The sequence below is a fragment of the Aquitalea magnusonii genome (genome assembly GCF_003202035.1).
Classification (GTDB): domain Bacteria; phylum Pseudomonadota; class Gammaproteobacteria; order Burkholderiales; family Chromobacteriaceae; genus Aquitalea; species Aquitalea magnusonii.
On record NZ_QJKC01000047.1, the window covers coordinates 1 to 1,253 of the forward strand.

Annotated in this window: 2 protein-coding genes; both read left to right on the plus strand. The window is 56.3% G+C overall.

Annotated features, from left to right (window positions below):
• The first annotated feature begins 65 nt into the window (after positions 1–65).
• Positions 66–359 carry a transposase gene (locus tag DFR38_RS20780; protein ID WP_059287679.1) on the plus strand — a complete coding sequence of 98 codons (294 nt, stop codon included), beginning with the start codon at positions 66–68 and terminating at the stop codon, positions 357–359.
• On the plus strand, positions 356–1,222 hold the full coding sequence (locus DFR38_RS20785) for an IS3 family transposase (protein ID WP_110313884.1): 867 nt from the start codon (positions 356–358) through the stop codon (positions 1,220–1,222). The genes DFR38_RS20780 and DFR38_RS20785 overlap by 4 nt, the downstream gene beginning before the upstream one ends.
• Positions 1,223–1,253 lie beyond the last annotated feature (31 nt).

Here is a 1,253-nt window from a genome sequence, read left to right on the forward strand (position 1 = left end):
TGGTCTGTCCCGCCCTTCGTGGACACTAACTTAAGGTGGATAATCACCACTTAGGAGCTGTGTCCATGAATAAAACCAGACGTACTTTCCCCGATTCCCTCAAGCGAGAGGCGGTTGAACAGGTACTTGCCGGCACACCATTACGGCATGTCGCCCAAGCATTCGAGATTACCGAGTCGCTGCTCGGCAAGTGGAAGCGCCAATTTCAAGAGGCTGGAACCGATGCTTTCCCCGGTCGAGGTTGGCAGACCGGCGAAGCGGCCGAACTGAAACGACTTCGTGACGAACTCGCTCGCGTCACCATGGAGCGTGATGTTCTAAAAAAAGCGCTCGCCATCTTCTCGCAACCCACGAAGTGAAGTTCCGTGCCATCCAGGCACTGTCGGGCCGCTACCCTATTGGCCCGATGTGCCAACTGTTTCGTGTGTCCCGCAGTGGCTACTATGCATGGCTACATCGCCCACCTTCAGCGCGAGAGATGGCAAACCGACAACTGCTGCGTGAAATCCGGCTGGTGCACGCTGAGGTGAATGGTATTTATGGCCATCGACGTATCCATGCCGAACTTCGGGCGCAGGGCTTTGCTTGCGGGAGGCATCGCATCGCCAAATTGATGCGGCACAACGGTATCAAGGTCAGAACCCGTAAGCGTTGGAGGCCCGTCAGTGGAGGCCAGCACCTTCTCCCCGTCGCACCGAATCTGCTACAACGGCAGTTTGCTGCAGACAATCTCAATCAGCGCTGGGTATCCGATATGACCTATATCCGGACTGGCGAAGGGTGGCTGTATTTGGCGGTGGTACTGGACTTGTACTCCCGGGCCGTCGTGGGCTGGGCAATGCATCACCGAATGCAGCAAGAACTGGTACATGCGGCCTTGACGATGGCTGTGGCACGTCGCAAGCCTTCTGGAGAGGTGATTCTGCATTCGGACCGAGGGAGTCAGTACTGTGCCTTTGACTACCAGGCATTGCTGAAGCGGCATGGCATAGTGCCGAGTCACTCCCGCGCCGGGAACTGCTGGGATAATGCAGCGATGGAGAGTTTCTTCCGTTCCCTGAAGTCGGAACGTGTTTATCTGACCCACTACCGGAGCTATGAAGAGGCGCGTACGGATGTGTTTGATTACATCCGCTTTTACAATCACCAACGACGTCATTCAACCCTGGGGTATCTCACCCCGGTTGAATACGAGCGACGTCGCTTAGTGCTGAGTGCATAACCCGCTGTCCACGGAGAGCGGGACAGACCAT

Excerpts from the sequence above, each read along its gene's own strand:
- DFR38_RS20780 (WP_059287679.1), top strand. The coding sequence starts at position 66 with ATGAATAAAACCAGACGTACTTTCCCCGATTCCCTCAAGCGAGAGGCG.